This window comes from Streptomyces sp. YIM 121038, from assembly GCF_006088715.1.
GTDB lineage: Bacteria > Actinomycetota > Actinomycetes > Streptomycetales > Streptomycetaceae > Streptomyces.
Genome location: NZ_CP030771.1, coordinates 4,394,862 through 4,411,733, shown reverse-complemented (window position 1 = coordinate 4,411,733; position 16,872 = coordinate 4,394,862). Strand labels below are relative to the sequence as shown.

15 protein-coding genes are annotated in these 16,872 nt (G+C 75.0%); 8 read left to right on the top strand and 7 right to left on the bottom strand.

Annotation, left to right across the window (positions count from 1 at the left end; all coding sequences use genetic code 11):
• Window positions 1-429: 429 nt before the first annotated feature.
• The gene (locus C9F11_RS18410; RefSeq protein WP_138960325.1) at window positions 430-897 is read left to right on the top strand and encodes an ATP-binding protein; all 468 of its coding nucleotides are present in this window, start codon (window positions 430-432) and stop codon (window positions 895-897) included.
• A 539-nt stretch (window positions 898-1,436) separates the two neighbouring features.
• On the opposite strand, the gene C9F11_RS18400 is transcribed toward C9F11_RS18410, so the two are convergent.
• Entirely contained in the window at window positions 1,437-2,393 is a 957-nt protein-coding gene (locus C9F11_RS18400) for a cyclase family protein (RefSeq protein WP_138960323.1), read from the bottom strand.
• A gap of 83 nt (window positions 2,394-2,476) precedes the next feature.
• Here C9F11_RS18400 and C9F11_RS18395 point away from each other — a divergent pair, with 83 nt between their 5' ends.
• The 5 genes from C9F11_RS18395 to C9F11_RS18375 all read left to right on the top strand — a co-directional run bounded on the left by C9F11_RS18395 (window position 2,477) and on the right by C9F11_RS18375 (window position 7,343).
• The gene (locus C9F11_RS18395; protein ID WP_138960322.1) at window positions 2,477-3,457 is read left to right on the top strand and encodes an SDR family NAD(P)-dependent oxidoreductase; all 981 of its coding nucleotides are present in this window, start codon (window positions 2,477-2,479) and stop codon (window positions 3,455-3,457) included.
• 8 nt (window positions 3,458-3,465) lie between these two features.
• A complete protein-coding gene (locus C9F11_RS18390; protein WP_138960321.1) occupies window positions 3,466-4,671 on the top strand; it encodes an acyl-CoA dehydrogenase family protein in 1,206 nt (401 codons plus the stop codon).
• Between the two features lie 10 nt (window positions 4,672-4,681).
• Complete coding sequence (locus C9F11_RS18385) at window positions 4,682-5,731, top strand: Zn-dependent alcohol dehydrogenase (protein ID WP_138960320.1); 1,050 nt, start codon at window positions 4,682-4,684, stop codon at window positions 5,729-5,731.
• 65 nt (window positions 5,732-5,796) lie between these two features.
• Window positions 5,797-6,588 (top strand): enoyl-CoA hydratase-related protein, encoded by a 792-nt coding sequence (locus tag C9F11_RS18380; RefSeq protein ID WP_138960319.1) that lies wholly within the window; start codon window positions 5,797-5,799, stop codon window positions 6,586-6,588.
• A gap of 146 nt (window positions 6,589-6,734) precedes the next feature.
• Complete coding sequence (locus tag C9F11_RS18375; RefSeq protein ID WP_138960318.1) at window positions 6,735-7,343, top strand: flavin reductase family protein; 609 nt, start codon at window positions 6,735-6,737, stop codon at window positions 7,341-7,343.
• Between the two features lie 10 nt (window positions 7,344-7,353).
• Here C9F11_RS18375 and C9F11_RS18370 read toward each other — a convergent pair whose 3' ends face one another.
• Complete coding sequence (locus C9F11_RS18370; RefSeq protein ID WP_138960317.1) at window positions 7,354-8,685, bottom strand: MFS transporter; 1,332 nt, start codon at window positions 8,683-8,685, stop codon at window positions 7,354-7,356.
• 59 nt (window positions 8,686-8,744) lie between these two features.
• Between C9F11_RS18370 and C9F11_RS18365 the strand changes: the two genes are divergently transcribed.
• Window positions 8,745-9,767 (top strand): helix-turn-helix domain-containing protein, encoded by a 1,023-nt coding sequence (locus C9F11_RS18365; RefSeq protein WP_138960316.1) that lies wholly within the window; start codon window positions 8,745-8,747, stop codon window positions 9,765-9,767.
• Between the two features lie 15 nt (window positions 9,768-9,782).
• Here C9F11_RS18365 and C9F11_RS18360 read toward each other — a convergent pair whose 3' ends face one another.
• Complete coding sequence (locus C9F11_RS18360) at window positions 9,783-12,008, bottom strand: acetate--CoA ligase family protein (RefSeq protein WP_138960315.1); 2,226 nt, start codon at window positions 12,006-12,008, stop codon at window positions 9,783-9,785.
• Window positions 12,009-12,363: 355 nt separating this feature from the next.
• A complete protein-coding gene (locus C9F11_RS18355) occupies window positions 12,364-13,554 on the bottom strand; it encodes an NAD(P)/FAD-dependent oxidoreductase (RefSeq protein ID WP_138960314.1) in 1,191 nt (396 codons plus the stop codon).
• Between the two features lie 297 nt (window positions 13,555-13,851).
• Between C9F11_RS18355 and C9F11_RS18350 the strand changes: the two genes are divergently transcribed.
• Entirely contained in the window at window positions 13,852-14,301 is a 450-nt protein-coding gene (locus C9F11_RS18350; protein ID WP_138960313.1) for an OB-fold domain-containing protein, read from the top strand.
• A gap of 87 nt (window positions 14,302-14,388) precedes the next feature.
• Here C9F11_RS18350 and C9F11_RS18345 read toward each other — a convergent pair whose 3' ends face one another.
• The 3 genes from C9F11_RS18345 to C9F11_RS18335 form a co-directional block, all read right to left on the bottom strand.
• On the bottom strand, window positions 14,389-14,910 hold the full coding sequence (locus tag C9F11_RS18345) for a GNAT family N-acetyltransferase (protein WP_249401785.1): 522 nt from the start codon (window positions 14,908-14,910) through the stop codon (window positions 14,389-14,391).
• Window positions 14,907-15,572: a pyridoxal 5'-phosphate synthase gene (locus C9F11_RS18340; RefSeq protein ID WP_138960312.1), complete on the bottom strand. Its 666-nt coding sequence runs from the start codon at window positions 15,570-15,572 to the stop codon at window positions 14,907-14,909. Before C9F11_RS18340 ends, C9F11_RS18345 begins: the two co-directional genes overlap by 4 nt.
• Before the next feature lie 102 nt (window positions 15,573-15,674).
• Entirely contained in the window at window positions 15,675-16,859 is a 1,185-nt protein-coding gene (locus C9F11_RS18335) for an acetyl-CoA acetyltransferase (protein WP_138960311.1), read from the bottom strand.
• Window positions 16,860-16,872: the final 13 nt, after the last annotated feature.

Here is a 16,872-nt window from a genome sequence, read left to right as displayed (position 1 = left end):
ACGCGGTGCTGGCGGGCGGCTTGATCGACTTGAGAAACCCGGAAACGGCGGGAAGGCTACGGAGCGTCGATATCGGGTTGTGTCCTACGCGTGACTCGTCGCGACGCGGAGTCGGCGCCCGGCTCCGGTACCTTGTGTCAGATGCGAGTGGTCCTGAGGCCGAGCCGTGCCGGTGTTGCCCCCGAGGCAGCTCCGTGCCTGGTAGCGCGCTCCGCTCGCCGCACAGGACGCGGCCGAGCGCCCGCCTGTTCGACCCCCTGCGGTGCGCGTCGCACAGTATGCCGCACGCGTACTCCTTCGCGCTGGAATATGCCCGAAGCGCTTGTTGGGGTGACTGTACGTCAACCATGCTGTCTCCTCAGGGGCTCACGTTCCGTGACCCTGAGGCGTCACGAGGCGTTGTGTCCGCCGGTTCGGATGGTGTGAGCGGTGCAGGTGCTTCAAGTTCAGCTGGAAGTCGGGCCGGACCCCGCGGAAGTGGGGCGGGCCCGCAGATGGGCGCGGTCACGGCTCGCCGGGTCGGGCATAGCGGCGGACGAGCCGCTGGCCGAGACGCTCATCCTGCTGATCTCGGAGCTCGTCACCAACGCCGTGGTGCACACGGGCTGTCCGGCCGTCCTGCGCATGCTGCTCCCCGGTGTGCCCGCCAGTGAACCGGGCACGGTGCGCGTCGAGGTCACGGACCGCAGCGCGCGGCCGCCGCGGCCCCGGCACGCGGAGGGCGACGAGACCAACGGGCGCGGGCTCGAGCTCGTGGACGGGCTCGCGGACCGGTGGGGGTGGCAGCCGGACGGGGCCGGGAAGCGGATCTGGTGCGAGGTCGACCGGTGTGCCGCCGCCGCTGCTTCCGCTTCGCGGGGGCTCGCTTATGAAGAGGTTGCTCTCGGGGCGCGCTGACCGTCCCTCGCGGTGCGCCCCACTGTGTCCATCAGCGCGCTCCGCGCGCGGGCGCCCCTTCCCGATCCGGGGGCTCCGCCCCCGTGCCCCCGCTTTTCGGCGCTTCGCGCCTCGTCCTCAAACGCCGGACGGGCTGGAGGGGTACCGCTGACGGGCTGGAGGGTGCCGCTGACGGGCTGGACGGCCCGGAGCCGGATGCCCGTCGTGCCCCCGGTGTGCTGGCGCGTGCGCCGTCGCGTGCCACGGTGCGCGGCCGTGCGCGGGCGGTGCAAAAGCGGCATAATTCATAAATCCCCGAACGGGTGTTGACGTACCGTATTCGGTTGATCACGCTGGTGGGCAGCGATTCGCCGCGAGGGGACGTCGAGGGGCGGTGGAGCCTGTGGCCCGGTCCTTGACGAGGTGCGGTTCGCGATTCGGCGTCGCGCTCCTTTCAGGGCGGAAGGGGGGCGGGGCTCGTACGCCGGAGCCGGATGGCGGCGCGCGGTCACGCGCTCGGGGCGGAGCGCCGACGCGCCGCCACCCGAACTCCGCACGGGTCAGAGGACGGCCACCGGGGCCACCGGGGTGCCCGTCGCGCCCGTGAACGGCTCGGGCATCGCCGCGAGCAGGAAGCTGTGGCGCCGCTCTTCTCCACAGGCTGTGGACAACTCTTCGAGATTCCAGTTCTGGCCCTGGAGCATGCCCATCTCCACCAGGTGGAGGGCGTGCACGGGCAGCCACAGGTTCTCGATCTCCGGCGGGAAGATCTCGAAGGTGAGCGTGTCGTTGGCGACGGCCGCCACGTCCCGCGCGTGGAACCACTCCGGGGTGCGGCAGGAGAGCCCGGGCGACGGCAGCGCGTACGCGTGCTTGTCGCCCGCCAGATACAGCTGGACCTGGCCCGTGCGGACGAGCACGACGTCCCCGGCGCGCACCGTCACGCCGCCGAACTCCTCGGCCAGGGACAGGTCTTCGGGGGTGACCGCGTGGTCGCCGGGCAGCCGGTCGAGGCCGTGGGCGCGCGCCACGTCGAGCAGGATGCCCCGCGAGAGGAGGTGCGGGACCTTCTCGATGCCGCTGAAGCGGGCGCCCTCGTGGGCCGTGACGCTGTCGGCGGGGCGGCCGTTGTAGAGCAGGCCCGAGTGCGACACGTGCGGGAGGGCGTCCCAGTGGGTGGCTGCCTGGAGGCCCATGGTGACCGCGTCGTCGCTGGTCGCGACCGTGCCGGGGCCGAAGAGGCACTGGTTGATCTGCACCATCGTGTGCAGCGGGTTGACCCGGCCGGGGATCAGGCCCGCCTGGACGCCGTCGTGGCGCAGCGGCAGCGCGAGCGGGACGCGGCGGCCCGTGCGCACCTCGGCGGCGGCCTCGCGCACCACCGCGTCGGTGATCAGGTTCAGGGTGCCCAGTTCGTCGTCGGCGCCCCAGCGGCCCCAGTTGTTGACGCGCTCGGCGATCTCGTGGAACTCGGGCGGCATGGCCGGCAGGTCCGGTCCGCGCAGCGGAGCCGACATGGGTCCTCCCCGGGGCTTGTCTCACCGTGTCCGACGGGTCATAGAATCTAACGGTCCGTCAGAAACCGTGGGAAGGGGCCGGTGTGGGGAACTTCTTGGCAGGCAAGGTGGTCGCCGTGACGGGTGCCGGGCGCGGCATCGGCAGGGCCGTCGCCCTCGCCGCGGCGGCCGAGGGCGCCAAGGTCGTCGTCAATGACTACGGAGTGTCGGTCGAGGGCGGCGAGCCCGCGAGCGAGATAGCCGACGCCGTGGTCAAGGAGATCGAGGCGGCCGGGGGCGAGGCGGTGGCCGTCGCCGACGACATCTCCACCATGGCGGGCGGGCAGCGCGTCGTCGACGTGGCCCGCGCCGCGTACGGGCGGCTCGACGGGGCCGTGTGCGTCGCCGGGATCCTGCGCGAGCGGATGCTGTTCAACATGACCGAGCGGGAGTGGGACCCGGTCCTCGCCACGCACCTCAAGGGCACCTTCACCGTCTTCCGGGCCGCGTCCGCCGTGATGCGCGCCCAGCGCTCCGGCACCCTCGTCGGCTTCACCAGCGGCAACCACCAGGGCTCGGTGGCGCAGGCCAACTACAGCGCGGCCAAGGGCGGGATCATCTCGCTGGTGCGCAGCGCCGCGCTCGGTCTGCACAAGTACGGCGTGACCGCCAACGCGGTGGCGCCCGTGGCGCGCACCCGGATGTCCGCGAACGTCCCGATGGAGCTGACGGAGATCGGCGAGCCGGAGGACGTCGCGGCGCTCGTGGTGTACCTGCTCAGCGACCGGGCCCGGGACGAGCGGATCACCGGGCAGGTGTACACCGTCGCCGGGTCCAAGATCGCGGTGTGGGCGCAGCCGCGCGAGCTGCGGGCCGCGTACGCCGAGGGCGGCTGGACGCCGGAGCGGATCGCGGACCTGCTGCCCGGCACGGTGGGCACCGACCCTATGCCGCTCCTGGAGCGGGTGGAGGCGATGGCGCGGGCGGCGGCGGAGGGCGCGCGGCCCAACGCGGGTCCGGGCGCCCCGGCCGGGGCCCCGCCCGGAGGTCCGGCCGGCCGGGCCGCGTCGGGTCCCCCCGCCTAGGCCCGGCCGTGGACTTCGCATGCGGGCCCGCGGACGAGGAGTTCAGGGCCGTGGCGCGCGAGTGGCTCGACGGGCATCTGACCGGCGGCTTCGCGGCGGCCGCGGGGCGCGGCGGACCCGGCGGCGAGCACGAGGACCCGGAGCTGCGCCGGGCCTGGGAGCGGGAGCTGGGGCGCGGCGGGTGGATCGGCATCGGCTGGGACACGGCGCCGGGCGCGTACGGGAACCGTACGGCCTCGCTCACCCAGCAGGTCGTGTGGGCCGAGGAGTACGCGCGCGTGCGGGCGCCAGGACGCTGCGGGCACATCGGCGAGAAGCTGCTCGCGCCGACGCTGCTCGCGTACGGGAGCGAGGAGCAGCAGGACGAGTTCCTGCCGGACATCGCGCGCGGGCGGGTCCTGTGGTGCCAGGGGTACAGCGAACCGGGCGCGGGCTCCGACCTCGCGGGCGTCCGCACGGTCGCCGAGCGCGACGGGGACGCGTACCGGATCAGCGGCCAGAAGATCTGGACCTCGCTCGCGCACGAGGCCGACTGGTGCTTCGTGCTCGCGCGCACCGGAGGCGCCGGAGCGCGGCGGCACGAGGGCCTGTCGTTCCTGCTCGTGCCGATGGACCAGCCGGGGCGGGTCGAGGTGCGGCCCATCCGGCAGCTCACCGGGACGGCCGAGTTCAACGAGGTCTTCTTCGACGGGGCACGCGCGCGGGCCGGGCACGTCGTCGGGGGCGAGGGCGCGGGGTGGCGCGTCGCGACGGGGCTGCTCGGCTTCGAGCGCGGCGTGTCGACGCTCGCCCAGCAGATCGGCTTCGCCCAGGAGCTGGCGGCCGTCGTCCGGGACGCGGTGCGCGGCGGTGCGGTGCGCGATCCGGTGCTACGGGACCAACTGGTCACTCTCTGGGCCGAGTTGCGGGTCATGCGGTGGAACGCGCTGCGGACCCTGGGCGGTGGCGACCCGGGCGCGCCCAGCGTCGCGAAGCTCCTGTGGGGCGGCTGGCACCGGCGGCTCGGGGAGCTCGCGGTGCGGGTGCGCGGGGCGCTCGGCGCGGCGGGGCCCGGCGACTGGTCCGCCGACGCGCCCTACGAACTCGACGCGGTCCAGCGGCTCTTCCTCTTCTCGCGCGCCGACACGATCTACGGCGGCTCCGACGAGATCCAGCGGAACATCATCGCCGAGCGCGTGCTCGGTCTGCCGAGAGAGGCCCGGGGGCCTCGGTGAGGGGTGTGCGATGAGGGGCGTGGTGTTCGACGGGCGGAGCGTGGAGGTCGTCGACGACCTCCAGGTCAGGGACCCGGGGCCCGGCGAGGTCCTGGTGGCCGTCGCGGCGGCCGGGCTCTGCCACAGCGACCTTTCGGTGCTGGACGGGACGATCCCGTTCCCGGTGCCGGTGGTGCTCGGGCACGAGGGCGCGGGCGTGGTGGAGGCCGTGGGGCCCGGCGTCACGCACGTCGTCCCCGGTGACCACGTGGCCCTGTCGACGATCGCGAACTGCGGGGCCTGCGCCGAGTGCCACCGGGGGCGGCCCACCATGTGCCGCAAGGCGATCGGGAGGCCCCGGCAGCCGTTCACGCGGGGCGGGAGGCCGCTGTACCAGTTCGCGGCGAACTCCTCCTTCGCCGAGCGGACCCTCGTCAAGGCCGTGCAGGCCGTGCGGATCCCCAAGGAGATCCCGCTGCCGTCGGCCGCGCTCATCGGCTGCGCGGTGGTCACCGGCGTCGGCGCGGTCCTCAACCGGGCCCGGGTCGCGTACGGGGACTCCGCCGTCGTCATCGGCACGGGGGGCATCGGGCTCAACGTGCTCCAGGGCGCGCGGATCGCGGGCGCGCGGCCCGTCGTGGCCGTCGACGCGAACCCGGACAAGGAGGAGACGGCGCGGCGGTTCGGCGCCACGCACTTCCTGCCGTCGGCGGAGGGCGTGGCGGAGATCCTGCCGACGGGCGCGGACCACGTCTTCGAGTGCGTGGGCCGGGTCGAGCTCGTCCGGCAGGCCGTGGACCTCCTGGACCGGCACGGGCAGGCGGTGCTCCTCGGGATGCCGTCCGCCACCGCCGAGGCGTCGTTCGTGGTCTCCTCGCTGTTCCTGGACAAGTCGATCCTGGGCTGCCGGTACGGGTCGGCCCGTCCGCAGCGGGACTTCGCGCTGTACGCGGAGCTCTATCTGGCGGGGCGGCTGCTCCTGGACGAGCTGGTGACGCGCACGTACGGGGTGGAGGACTTCCCCCGGGCCCGCGCGGACGCGGAGGCGGGGCGGGTGGCGCGGGGGGTGGTGGTGTTCTGAACCGCCCACGGCCCTCAGCCGGTGCTCGCCCGTCCATCCCCACCCCTCCGAGAGAGCGGACCCCCATGGCCGACCCCCGGATCCACCACACCACCAGCCGCCACGTCACCTGGATCACCCTGGACCGGCCCGAGGTGCGCAACGCGCTGGCCCCGGCCGACCGGGACCGCCTCATCGGGCTGCTGGGCGAGGCGTCCCGCAGCCCGGACACGCGGGCCGTCGTGATCACCGGCGGTGGCGGGGCCTTCTGCTCGGGCGCCGATCTGCGCGGCGCGGGCACCGGGGGCGAGCGCGTCGCCGGGGACATCGCCCGGACCCTGCGCGAGGGCGCCCAGCGGCTGATCACGGCGGTCCTCGACTGCGAGAAGCCCGTGATCGCCGCCGTGAACGGCACCGCAGCGGGGCTCGGCGCCCATCTGGCCCTGGCCTGCGACCTGGTGCTCGCGGCCGAATCGGCCGCGTTCATCGAGGTGTTCGTCCGCAGGGGCCTCGTCCCGGACGGCGGCGGGGCCTATCTGCTGCCGCGCCTGGTGGGCCCGCAGCGCGCGAAGGAGCTGATGTTCTTCGGCGACGCGCTCGCCGCGGCGGACGCGGAGCGGCTCGGGCTCGTCAACCGGGTCGTGCCCGACGGCGACCTGGAGAAGACCGCCCGGGCGTGGGCGGAGCGCCTGGCCGCCGGGCCCACCCGGGCCCTCGCCCTCACCAAGCAGCTCGTCAACGCCTCGCTGGACGCCGACCGCGCCACGGCCCTCGCGGCGGAGGCTGCCGCCCAGGAGATCAACATGGGCTCCCGGGACGCGCGGGAGGGCGTGGCCAGCTTCGGGGAGCGGCGGGCGCCCTCCTTCGAGGGGCGCTAGGCGCTTCGCGGGGTGTGCCGCGCTGGCCGTCGGGCGTCTGCGGCTCCGTCGTGGCTGGTCGCGCAGTTCCCCGCGCCCCCTTTGGGGCGCTCCTGCTCGGGGCGGTTCTCCGTGCCGCCTTCACATCTGATGGCCCGTCAGGTTCAATGGGGGGTGTGATGGGACACGCGGGCATGGCGGCCACGGTCGTTCGTTATCTCAGGTCGGTGGGGGCCCCTACGGCGGCGCCCGGGGACGTGTCGCGGCCCCGGCTGCGGGCCGTCCGCGAGGACGAGCGCGCGCCGCTCGACGCGGCCGAGTTCCGCCGCGTCCTCGGTGCCTTCGCGACCGGCGTCACCGTGGTGACGGCCCCCGGCGCCGCCCCCCTGGGCCCCGCGGGCTTCGCCTGCCAGTCCTTCTCCTCGCTGTCCCTGGACCCGCCCCTGGTCTGCTTCATGGTGGGCCGTACGTCCACGACGTGGCCGCGCATCGCCCGCGCGGGCGTCTTCTGCGTCAACGTCCTGGGCGCGGACCAGGCGGACCTGTGCCGGGCGTTCGCGGTCAGCGGCGCCGACAAGTTCGCGGGGGTCTCCTACGACGCCGCGCCCGTGACCGGTGCCCCGCGCCTGGCGGGCGCCGTGGCGTGGATCGACTGCGCCGTGCACGCGGTGCACACCGGCGGCGACCACCTCATCGTGGTCGGCCGGGTGGAGGCCCTGGACGCCACGGACGGGGACGCGGCCCCGCTGCTCTTCCACCGGGGCCGCCTGTCCTGAAGGCGCGCGCTCACACCGCCAGTTCCGCTCCCCGGCCGGTGCCCCGCCGGATCACCAGGGACATCAGGGCCGCGGCCGCGCACAGCCCGCCGGACGCGTACCAGACCACGTCGTACGAGCCGAAGACGTCCCGGGCCACGCCGCCGAGGAAGGCCACGAGCGCCGCCCCGACCTGATGCGAGGCCAGCACCCAGCCGAAGACGATCGCGCTGTCGGCCCCGTAGTGCTCCCGGCACAGCGCGAGCGTGGGCGGCACCGTGGCCACCCAGTCGAGCCCGTAGAAGACGATGAAGAACACCATCGGCACGTGCACGCTGGGCGCGAGCAGGATCGGCAGGAACACCAGCGAGACGCCGCGCAGCGCGTAGTAGACGGCGAGCAGGCGCCGGGCCTCGAAGCGGTCCGTGAGCCAGCCGGAGGCGATCGTGCCCACGACGTCGAAGACGCCGATCACGGCGAGCAGCGACGCGGCGGCGGTGACCGGCATGCCGTGGTCGTGGGCGGACGGCACGAAGTGCGTGCGGACGAGCCCGTTGGTGGACGCCCCGCAGATCGCGAAGGTCCCCGCGAGCAGCCAGAAGGGGCCGGTGCGCGCCGCGTCGAGCAGCACCCGCACGGTCCGCGCGGCGGCGCCCCGCGTCGGCTCCGGCTTGGGCGTGAACGCGCCGCCGTACGGGGCGAGTCCGACGTCCGCGGGGTGGTCGCGCAGGAGCAGCCACACGAACGGCACCACGACGAGGGCGGCGAGCGCGACCGTCACGGACGCGGGCCGCCACCCGTGCTCGTCCACGATCCACGCGCACAGCGGCAGGAACACCAGCTGGCCGGAGGCGCCCGCGGCCGTCAGGACGCCGGTGACCAGGCCGCGCCGCTCGACGAACCAGCGGTTGGTGACGGTCGCGGAGAAGGCGAGCGCCATGGACCCGGTGCCGAGGCCGACCAGGAGGCCCCAGTAGAGCAGCAGCTGCCAGCTCGCGGTCATCCACACGCTGAGCAGCGCGCCCGCCGCGACCAGGCCGAGCGCGGTCACGACGACCTTGCGGATGCCGAAGCGGTCCATGAGCGCGGCGGCGAACGGCGCGGTGAGCCCGTACAGCGCCATGTCGACGGAGACGGCGAGGCCGATCTCGCCCCGGGACCAGTCGAACTCCTCGTGCAGCGGGTCGATGAGCAGGCCGGGCAGGGAGTTGAAGGCGGCGCCGCCGATGATCGTCACGAAGGTGACGGCGGCGACGAACCAGGCGCGGTGGACGCGGGGCGCCCGCCGCCGCGGGCCCCGTGGGGACTCGGTGCCGTCCGCCCGTGCGGAGGTCTCGCTTGTCTGGGTCACGTCAGCCAGCATCCGGTCCGGGGCCGGTGCGATCGAGTGGCCGGGGGGACAGCGTTCGCTAGGATCGGGCCATGGCCGAGCAGCGGGTGCGCGGGGGCGGGCGGGGGCGGCGGTCTCTGGCCCCGCACCGCGTCGCCGTCCTCGTCATGGACGGTGTCATCCCCTTCGAGCTGGGCATTCCCCAGCGCATCTTCGGCCGCGCGCGCGATGCCGGCGGACGGCGCCTGTACGAGGTCGTGACCTGTTCCGTACGGCCGCCGGGGCCGGTCCGCACCGACGCGGACTTCGCCGTCCTGGTCGAGCACGGGCCCGAGGCGCTCGCCACCGCCGACACGGTCGTGGTGCCCGCGTCGCACGAGCTGGGCCCGGTGTACGAGGAGGGCCGTCTGACCGACGACCTCGCCGCGGCCTTCGCGCTCGTGCGCCCCGGCACCCGCATGGTGTCGATCTGCACGGGCGGCTACGTCCTGGCGGCGGCGGGCCTCCTGGACGGCCGCCCGGCGACCACGCACTGGGCGCACGCGGACCACTTCCAGCGGCTCTTCCCGCGCGTCGAGGTCGACGCGGACGTGCTGTTCATCGACGACGGCGACGTGCTCACCTCCGCCGGGGTCGCCGCGGGCCTCGACCTGTGTCTGCACGTGGTGCGCCGCGACCACGGCTCGGCCGTCGCCAACGAGGTGGCCCGCTCCACGGTCGTGCCGCCGCACCGCGACGGCGGGCAGGCGCAGTACGTCCAGCGCCCGGTGCCCGAGCCGCAGCTGGCGACGACGACCACCGCGCGGGCCTGGGCCCTCGGCCGCCTCCACGAGCCGCTCCAGCTGCGCGACCTCGCCGAGCAGGAGGCCATGTCGGTGCGCACCTTCACCCGCCGCTTCCGCGAGGAGGTCGGCGTCAGCCCCGGCCAGTGGCTCACCCGGCAGCGGGTGGAGCGGGCCCGCCACCTCCTGGAGTCCACGGCCCTGTCCGTCGACCGGGTCGCCCGCGAGTGCGGCTTCGGCACGGCCCAGTCCATGCGCCAGCACCTCCAGTCGGTCCTGGGCGTGACGCCGACCGCGTACCGCCGTACGTTCCGCGGCGCGAACGGGCGCTGACCCGCCCGCCGCCGGTCAGCCGCAGCGCACGAGGGCGTCCAGGGCCACCGCCCCCTGCCCGCGGCCGAGGACCATCAGGGGGTTGATGTCCAGCTCCGCGAGCCGTCCCTCCAGTTCGAGGGCCATCCGCTGGACGCGCAGGACGACCTCGACCAGGGCGTCCAGGTCGGACGGGGGCGCCCCGCGCACCCCGTCGAGGAGGGCCCGGCCGCGCAGCTCGTCGAGCATCGCGCGGGCCTGGTCCTCGCCGAAGGGCGGCACGCGGACCGAGGTGTCGTGCAGGACCTCCACGAGCACCCCGCCGAGCCCCACGGTCACGGTGGGCCCGAACAGCGGGTCCTGGCTGACGCCGACGACCATCTCGACGCCGCGCTCCACCATCTGGCAGACCAGGACGCCGTCGAGGTCGATGTCCTCGTAGCGCGCGATGTCGGTGAGGTCGCGGTAGGCGTCGCGGACCTGGCTGGCGGAGGTGAGGCCGATCCGGACCAGGCCGAGTTCCGTCTTGTGGGCGATGCGCGCGCCGGAGGCCTTCATGACGACGGGGTAGCCGACCTGCCCGGCGGCGCGGACGGCCGCGGCCGCGCTGGTGACGAGCTGTTCGCGCGGTACGCGGATGCCGTACGCGCGCAGGAGCTGCTTCGCGGCGTGCTCGCTGAGCCGGCGGCCCGGGCGCATCAGGGCCTCGGCCTTGCGGTAGGAGGGCGACGCGGTGCGCGGGGCCTCGTCGAAGGGGGAGCGGTAGGCGGCGGTGAAGCGGTGGTGGTCCACGTAGGCGCGGACGGCCGTGACGCAGTTGGCGAAGGTGCGGAAGGTGGCCACGCGCGAGGAGCCGAGCAGGGTCGTGCGGTAGGCGTCCTCGGTGCCCACGGGGGAGCCCCAGACCACGCAGATCAGCTTGTCCGTCGTCTCGGCCGCCGCCACCAGGTCCTCGGCCAGCTTGTCGCTCATCGGCGGGAAGGGGCCCGTGATCGGGCAGATCAGGACGCCGATCGCGGGGTCGGCCAGGATCGCGTCGATGATCTTCCGGCCGCGCCAGTCGCCGACCGGGTGGCCGCCGTTGTCGATGGGGTTGGAGACGTTCAGGTCGTGCGGTATCCACTGGTGGAGTTCGGTCTGCCTGGTCTCCGGGAGCGTCGGCAGGCGCAGGCCCGCCGCCGTCGCCAGGTCGGCGAAGTGCGCGCCCGTGCCGCCGGAGATCGAGTAGACGGCCACGCCGTCGGCGCGGGGCGGCCGGGCCCGCGCCAGCAGGGCGGCGGTGTCCTGGAGTTCGTCGAGCCCGTCGACGCGGATCACGCCGAACTGCCGCATCGCCGCGTCCACGACGGTGTCGGCACCGGTCAGCTTGCCGGTGTGGGACGCGGCCGTGCGGGCGCCGGTCTCGGTGCGGCCGACCTTGACGGCGACGACCGGGACGCCGCGCCGGGCGGCCCGGTCGGCGGCGAGCAGGAAGGCGCGGCCGTCCTTGAGGCCCTCCACGTACGCGGCGATGGCGCCGACCTCCGGCTGTTCGGCGAAGTAGGAGAGGAAGTCGGCGGTCTCCAGGTCGGCCTCGTTGCCGGTGGGCGCCCAGTGGGAGAGGCGGATGCCCAGCTCCTGGAGGGTGAAGACGGGGCGGCCCTGGTGGCCGGACTGGGTGATGAGGGCGATGGCGGGGCCCTGGAGGTCCTCGCGGAACTCCTCGAAGGCGTTGAGGTTGGTGTTCGGGCCGAGCAGGCGCAGGCCCGAGCGCCCGACGGCGGCGGTGAGCCGGTCCTGCGCGGCGGCGCCCGCCGCGCCGGTCTCGGCGAAGCCGGCGGCGAAGACCACCGCGAACCGCGCCTTGGCCTCGGCGAGTTCCTCCACGACGGGCAGCGGATCGCGCACCAGGACGACGGCCACGTCGACGGGGCCCGGCAGCTCGGCGACCGAGCGGACGCAGGGGATGCCGAAGACGGCGGGCCTGCTGGGGTGCACGGGGTGGAGCCGGGCGCCGACGCGGCAGGACCAGGCGACGAGTTGGCGGGTGATGCCGGTGTGCGGCCGCCCCTCGGCGTCCGAGGCGCCGATGACGGCGACGGACTCCGGGCGGAAGAACCGGTCGAGGTCGGGGACGTCGGCGTACAGCGGGCGCCCGCTGACGTCCAGGTCACCGGGGGTGGCGGCACGGCCGTGGACGGTGGCGGCGGGAAGGCCGCCACAGGCGACGGCGCGTGCGCGGCGGGGGTCGGAGGTGAAGGTGCCGTACGTCGATCCAAGCATCGGTACGCCCGCTCCTGTGTGACGGCGACGACTGGGCCGGCCGGGCCCCGGGGTGCGGGGCCGCGGACGGCTGCGACAGTGCCGGAACTCGAAACTGACGCTTAGTCAGATTACTGAACTGACGGCCTGTCAGGAATGGGGCTGCGGGCAAAGTCCGGTGGGGCGTCCGGGGCCGCTGCGGCGGCAGCGCACAGGGCCCTCCCACGGAACCGCATAACCCGCGGCCTGCCAAGACCGCCTCGGGCAACTGGCCGGTTGTGCGGGGTCGCCCCGCCGGGGGCGCGGAGAGCCGCGCGGCCGGTCGCGACGGTGCCGCGGACGTCCGGCGCGGCGGTGGGGCGCACCGGCGAGGGGTTCACGCCCCGGCGCGGGCCACGGCGCGGGCGATCCGGCCCGCGTCCCTGGCCAGTTCGCGCAGCGTGCCGCTGATGGGGGTGGTGAAGCCGGTGAAGTACAGGTCCGGGGCCTCGGGGGCGGTGCGCGGGCCGAGGGCCCGGGGGCGGCCGCGGGGGTCGAGGACGCCGAGGTGGCCGAGGAGGGGCTCCAGGGCGCGGCGGTAGCCGGTGGCGGCGATGACGGCGTCGGGGCCGACGCGGCTGCCGTCGGCGAGGAGCACCTTGCCGCCCTCGAAGGACTCGACGGCGGCGACCGGTTCGACCCGGCCCGAGCGCACCGCGTCGATCAGGCCGACGTCCTGCACCGGGATGGCGCCCTCGCGGACGCGCGAGTACAGGCCGGTGCCGGGGCGCGGCAGGCCGTGCGCGGACAGGTCGGGCACGCTGACGCGGGCGATCGCGCGGCCGAGGCGGTCGACGACCGGCACGGGGAGCCTGCGGCACAGGATGCCGGAGCGCTGGGCGGGCCAGCCCGCGGTGGAGCGGCGCATGATGTGCGGCGCGGTGCGCACGGCGATCCGGACGCGGGCGGCGCCGCCCTCCGCGAGGTCGACGGCGATCTCCGCGCCGGTGTTGCCGATGCCGACGACGAGGACGTCCTGGTCCGCGTAGGGGCTGGGCTCGCGGTAGGCGCAGGCGTGCCGGAGGTCGCCGGGGAAGGTGTCGGCGCCCGGCCAGTCGGGCACGTGCGGGGTGTGGTTGTAACCGGTGGCGACGATCACCGCGCGGCCGGTCAGCTCGCGCCCGCCGGTGGCCCGCAGGAGCCAGCCGCCGCCGTCGGCGCGCTCCAGACGGGTCACCTCCACGCCGGTGACGACGTCCAGTTCGTGGTACTCCGCGTACTTCTCCAGATAGCGGACCACGTCGTCCCGGGCGACCCAGCGGCCGAACGAGCGCGGCATCGCGAGCCCCGGAAGCCCGGACAGGCGGCGCGTGGTGTGCAGATGGAGGCGGTCGTAGTGACCGCGCCAGGACGCGCCGACGCGGTCGGACTTCTCCAGGACGACGGCGCGCACGCCGCGTGCGCGCAGCGCGGCCGCGACGGCGAGACCGCCGGGGCCGCCGCCGATGACGTACACGGGGCGGGCCGGTCCCGGTCTGTCCGCGAGGGGCCGGTCGGTGCTGGGGGGAGGTGGGTTCGAGTCGGCCATGACGGGAGAGTAACCACGCCGTCACTTGATGGGTGACGGACAAGTCCGAAACCGGTTGCGAATTGATCACGTCCGACGGCCTCTTGCGCACGCACTGACCGATGCGCTGAACTGACGTACCGTCAGTTCGGCGTCATCACCCCTGCTGATCAGGAGAGATCCCCGCATGGACACCATCTGCCCCCAGGGTGCCGCACGGCCCGCCACGCCCCGCGCCGGGCCCGTCCCCGGGCGGCCCGGAAGCCGGTGGCGCGGGGCCGAGAAGGGCCGGTTCGAGCGGGGCGCGGGGCCCGTCCGGTGACCGCCGACGGACGACCCCGCTTCGACCTCCCCGAAGTTGACGCCTTCACCCGGACCTACTGGGACGCCGCGGCCGAGGGCCGGCTGCTGCTCCGCCGCTGCCACGCGCCCGGCTGCGGGCTCGCCCACCACTACCCGCGCGAGTTCTGCCCCCACTGCTGGAGCGAGGACGTCACCTGGGAGCGCGCCCGCGGCGACGCCACGCTCTACACCTGGTCCGTCGTCCACCGCAACGACCTGCCGCCCTTCGCCTCCCGCGTCCCGTACGTCGCCGCGGTCGTCGACCTCGTGGAGGGGCCGCGCATGATGACGGAGCTGGTGGGCGGCGCGGAGGGCGGCCTGCGGATCGGGATGCCGCTGCGGGTCGCGTTCCGCGAGGCGGCGGAGGGACTTGCGGTGCCGGTGTTCGAGCCCGGAGAGGCCCCGCGGCGGGAGCACGCCGCATGACCACGGCTCCCGCCGGACTCCGGCGCCTGACGGCCGACCCCGCCGAGTTCGGCCACCGCCCCGTGCGGGGCCGCGCGCGGTGCACCGTCAGGCGGGCGCGGTGAGGTGTTTCACGTAGCGGTGGCAGGGGACGCGGATGGGGCCCGTGGCGCTGGCGGCGAGGTACTCGAAGAGGCCCTCGTCGCGCCAGCCCTGGCGTTCGTAGAAGCGGCGGGCGCGGGCGTTGCCGTCGACGACCGCGAGCCACGCGCGCCGGTGGCCCTTGGCGGCGACCACGCGCTCGGCCTCGGCGAGCAGCGCCACGGCCACGCCGGTGCCCCGGTGCGCGGCGGACACGTAGACCTGCTCGACCTCGTCGTCGACCACCATCACGAAACCGGCGACCACCCCGGCGACCAGCGCGACCACCGTGTCGTCGACGCGGCGCGGGGCGCGCAGCACGAACGACTGGGGCGTGCGGACCGTGAGGAGCGCCTCGGGGACGTGCCCCAGGTGGCCGTCGCTCCAGCCCGCGTGCCAGATCCGGGCGACCGCCGCGGCGTCCTCCGCGCGCGCGGGGCGCAGGACGAGTCCGGCGTCCTCCCCGGTCAGGCCTTCCTCTTCGGTCACGGCCACAGCAACTCCCTCAGCCAGGCCCCCTGTTGGTCCGCCGCCCGGTACCGCAGGCGCACGTGCCGCCGTCGGGCGTCCCCTTGGAAGAACTCCACCTCATCGGGGGCCAGTACGTACAGCGTCCAGCTCGGCGCGTCGGCGTCCGGTCGTTCGGCCGCACGTTCCCAGGCGTCCTCCGACGCCCTGGTCAACTCGGCGCGCGAGCCGAGGACTTCGCTCTGGTGTCCGACGAGCGCCGCGGCGAGCGCCCCCGTCGTCCGCGCGTGCAGGTCCGCGAGGGCCTCGGCGTGCGGGGCGACGGCGACCGGGCCGCGCAGCCGGATCTGGCGGGCCTGGGCGGGCCAGTAGAAGTGCAGGGCCGCGTGCGGCCGCTCGGCGAGCTGGCGGCCCTTGCGGCTGATGTCGTGCGAGGCGAAGTGCCAGCCCGCCGCGTCGGCGTCGTGCAGCATGACGGTGCGCGCGTCCGCGCGGCCCGCCCCGTCCGTCGTCGCCAGGGTCATGGTGTGCGGCTCGGTCTGGCCCGCGGCCACCGCCTCGGCGAACCAGTGGTGGAAGAGCCCGAGCGGCGCGTCGGGCGTGGCCGCCGGGTCGAAGGTGGGGAGGTCGGTGTCCCAGACCTTCTGGGATCTGAGCAGGTCGCGGAAGCGGTTCGTCGTCATGGCTCGATTGTGCGCCGGTGGTCGTCTGCGGGTTCGTGGGGGCTGGTCGCGCCCGCGCGGCGGAGCCGCATGTCGACAAGGCCCCGCGCCCCTTTGGGGCGCTCAACCGCGGGCGAGTACCACCGTTCCCGAGGAGCAGAACCAGCCGCCCGTGCCCGACGCCACCGCGAGCTCCGGGAGGCGGCCGTCCGCGCGGCGGACCTGGCGGCCGGGGCCCGCGTCGCCGCGCAGCTGCCGCACCGCCTCCACGAGCAGGAACAGGCCCCGCATGCCGGGGTGCTGGGCGGAGAGCCCGCCGCCGTCGGTGTTGGTCGGCAGCTCGCCGTCCCGCAGCAGCCGGCCCTTCTCCACGAAGGCGCCGCCCTCGCCCTTGGCGCAGAACCCCAGGTCCTCAAGGGTCACCAGGGTCATATAGGTGAAGGCGTCGTAGATCTGCGCCACGTCGATGTCGGCGGGCCGCACCCCGGCCCGCTCGAACGCGAGGCGCCCGCTCACGGCCGCGGGGGAGACGGTGAAGTCCCGCCACTCGGACATGGTGGTGTGCGACACGTGCTCGCCGGTGCCGAGGACCCAGACGGGCCGGGGCGCGCAGTCGCGCACGAGGTCCTCGGCCGCGAGCAGGACCGCGCAGCCGCCGTCGGAGCGCAGACAGCAGTGCAGCTTGGTGAACGGGTCGGCGATCACGGGCCCGCCGAGCACGTCGTCGACCGTGATCGGCTCCCGGAACATCGCCTCCGGGTTCGTCGCCGCGTTGGCCCGCGCCTGCACCGCCACGGACGCCAGCTGTTCGAGCGTGGTGCCGTACTCGTGCAGATGGCGCCGGGCCGCCATCGCGTACTTGGCGATCAGCGAGTGCCCGTACGGGGCCTCGAACTGGAGGGGGCCGCGCGCCCCGAAGGACAGGTTGCCCGTGCGGCGGCCCGCCCGGACGTCCGCGCGCGCCGTGGAGCCGTACACGAGCAGGACCGCGTTCGCGTGTCCCGCGGCGATCGCGTCCGCCGCGTGCGCGGCCATGACCTCCCAGGTGGCGCCGCCCACGGCGGTGGAGTCCACCCAGCGCGGGCGCAGGCCCAGGTACTCCGCGACCTCGACGGGCGCGAGGGTGCCGAGGCCCGCGGAGGCGAGCCCGTCCACGGCGTCCCGGCCGAGCCCGGCGTCGGCGAGCGCCCGGCGCGCGGCCTGGGCGTGCAGGGCGTAGGGGGTGGCGTCGTCCAGGCGGCCGCAGTCGGCGAGGGCGACCCCCACGACGGCGACCTTCCTGCTTCCTGTGCGCGAGGGGCTCGGCATGGATCTGACGGTA